The sequence below is a fragment of the Bartonella sp. AP3QHHD genome (genome assembly GCF_042195765.1).
Lineage (GTDB): Bacteria > Pseudomonadota > Alphaproteobacteria > Rhizobiales > Rhizobiaceae > Bartonella.
Map to the genome: position 1 here is coordinate 1 of NZ_JBHIPC010000063.1, position 3201 is coordinate 3201.

A 3201-nucleotide genomic window follows, 5' to 3' on the forward strand; every position below is an offset into this window, starting at 1 on the left:
TGTGATCCTTTAAAGCCTTTCAAAAGAAAGGGATTATAATCATAATAAATGCTATCAAGACCATTATGGTTATGAGTTTTGGAGGTGCTTTTTACGCCCCCCTTTACATATTTTTCAATAAAAAATAAAAGTCATTATATTTCAATATGTTATTTTTTATCAATTTTTCAAAAAACAACCTATATCAATAGTACAACCTATAAATTCAACTAATGCTCTATGTTTTGTAAGGTTTTTGGGGGGGTAGAAACATTCAAAACCTATAAGTAATATAAGAAAATGAATATACATAACCCTCTTTAAATAAAGCTTCTGATAACAATAAAGCTATCATTTTAGATTACGGTTTAATCTTTTAAAGGCAATGTAAATAAGAGTATCTAAAAGTGCAAGTTTCTTCTTTTTAAATAACGCATGATAAATTATCCTTTTAAAGATTGTATGTCAGCAATTTATAAAAGGGATATAAGAACCTATAGGTATAAAACCTTATACCCCTTATGAGTTTATCATACCCATTATGTGAGCATGCTTTAATAAGCTTATTCAGTTTCTCTTATTTCTAATTTTGGTAAGTTCTTAACAATCTTCATTGTTTTTAAACTTACGGTAATAACCCTTTGAAACAACTCTAATGGATAAGCAGGGTTACCAATGGTTTCAACAGCATAACGATTGGCATCATTCACAATACCACTCTTTTTATCAGTCTTTACACATTGACGCCCCATAACCCATTCAAGAGCGGGTCTACCATTGACGATATACTCATAAGCGTCAAGTGGGATATCTGTCATGATGATATTGCTATTATAAATAACAGTGGTTTTATCCTTTTCTTTACTATCCTTAATTTTTGCGAATTTCATTTCAGTTACATAATAGAATTTTTCGGGATTAGAGATTTCTGTCAGTTTTGGATTACCCTTTTTAAAGGTTACTGGATAAGGCTCTACATCTTCATAATTCACATGCAAATGACCCAGTTCACGTCCTGCTGTTACAAACTTCCAAAAATCACCAGCACTCTTTACACAAGGGATACGAGGCAGTTCTTTAGAGAGGTTATCAGCATAACGAGCACAATAATCTTCCGAATGTAAAAGACCGTAAACATAATAGAATAGATCATCTTTCGTGATAGTTTCATTAGGATAAGCGGCTTTAAAATGGTCTAGACCTTCATCAGTAATGGCATCACACCTTTGTAAATCAGCTGTTTTGTTTTCTTCTATAGAGTTTGTAAATAAAAGGGATTGTTTCTCACTTTTATTGTTACTTTTTAAAGATTCAATATCCTCATAAATATACCTTGGAAAGCATTGACCAGTATCTATTGCATGAAAATTAGGTAGAGTCCTGGTCATTAAGACAGAAAAGCCCACCATTGCTCCTATACCTGTAACTTGTATTACCCTATTTTCATTCATTTGTTCCATAGAGAATACACACGGCATTTTGGAAACTCTATCGTTGAAGGTGCGATTATAATAGAGCCACTGTTTCATAAAAGGGCGATAAAGGCTTTGAATAAAGCACGCTTCTTCAAATTCGAAAATTTTTCCTTTTACCAGTTCCTGCTTAACATTATGGCTCCAACTTATCTTTTTCTCATCTGTATTAACAAAATTATCTACAACCTTTGTACGTGTTTTATGGTCAGTATGTGGATAGGTGTTGTTAAAACGTTCCACTTCACTGTTATAGAAGGCAATCATATTACGCATATTTTTTGCTAAAGCTTCACGGCTAGAGTTGTATGTCCAAGCATCACGATTGGTTTTTAGACCACAAGAATAAATCTCAAAAAGTTTTTTACCATGACTTTTTTTATCACCTTTATCACCTATAGCTAAAAATGCTTTGAAACTGTCATCCCGTTGACCAAGCCAATCCCCATGTTTATCTGGTGTGATTATTTGCCACCCTTGTTTACTCCGTGTAACACCATCAATGCTCCCAAGAGACTCTATTATTGTAAGCTTTTTTTCTCTTGTGAGTGAATTTCCAATGTCATGATAGTAAATTTTACACTCTTCAGAAGCATTGGGGTTTTTGATAAATAGTGTCACAGCAATACCGGTCATACTACCATTGCCAAAAATATTTTCTCCTTCTTGAGCGTTGTTTTTATTCCTCATATTTTTACGAATATCCCCCCGTAAATTAAGCACATAAATACTGCTAAATTCTTTAGCTAAAGATTTTCGTAAACCATCCATAGAATATCCACTGATAAAATTTCCATTTGTGACAAAGCCGATTATTCCAGCATCAGCAATACGGTCACTAGCCCAGCGAATGGCACGAATATAACTATCATAAAGCGCTTGCCTAAGATTTGCTTTAGATTGAGCAGCATACGTGTCACTGATGCGTTTATTTAATATGGGATAGGGAGTATTCTTTGCATTATCATTTTCACTCTTTTGACCTACCGAATAAGGAGGATTGCCAAAGATCACTTCAATATTCAAATTTTTTTGATGCTCTAAATATTCACTGTTTTCCTCTAATAAACCTTTCATCAAATCTTGTTTTTCCAGCATCCGAAACGTATCAGTTAAACCAATATGCTTGAAAGGGATGTAATCTCCTTTCTTCAAACTATGGTAAGTCGATTCAATATTGATCGCTGCTATGTAATAAGCCAGTAAAACAATCTCATTGGCATGGATATCATGACGGAATTTATATTCCATATCCTCTGGTTTTATGAGCTTTGATTGTAAAAGCCTTGTGATAAAGGTACCCGTTCCAGTGAAAGGGTCAAGAATAGAAACACCACGTGACCCCAAGCTTTTTCCAAATTCATTGCGTAAAACATCATCAACAGAATGAATGATAAAATCCACGACCTCAACGGGGGTATAAACAATGCCAAGCCTATCCGTTGTCTTCTTAAAAGCTTTGGTAAAAAAATCTTCGTAAAGTTTGATAATAAGATTTTGTCTTGCCTGTGGTTCGGTAATGCCAGAGGCACGAAACTTTACGCTGTCATAAAACTCTTGTAATTCTTTGGATTCTTCCTCAATATTGGTTTTATCGAGTTCTGTTAAGATTTTTTCCATTGCTTGCGAAATGGCATTATTTTGTACAAATTCATTGCCTTCAAACAAGGCTTCAAACACGGGACGCGTCACAAGATGTTGCGCTAACATCTCAATCGCTTCTTCTTGCTTTATCTCACTGTTTAAGTTG

Annotated in this window: 1 protein-coding gene; it reads right to left on the reverse strand. The window is 34.2% G+C overall.

From position 1 onward, the window contains the following. Positions 1-542: 542 nt before the first annotated feature. Positions 543-3201, reverse strand: a 2659-nt coding sequence (locus tag ACFIL7_RS03465; RefSeq protein WP_375683365.1) for a type ISP restriction/modification enzyme, incomplete at its 5' end; no start/stop codon positions are given.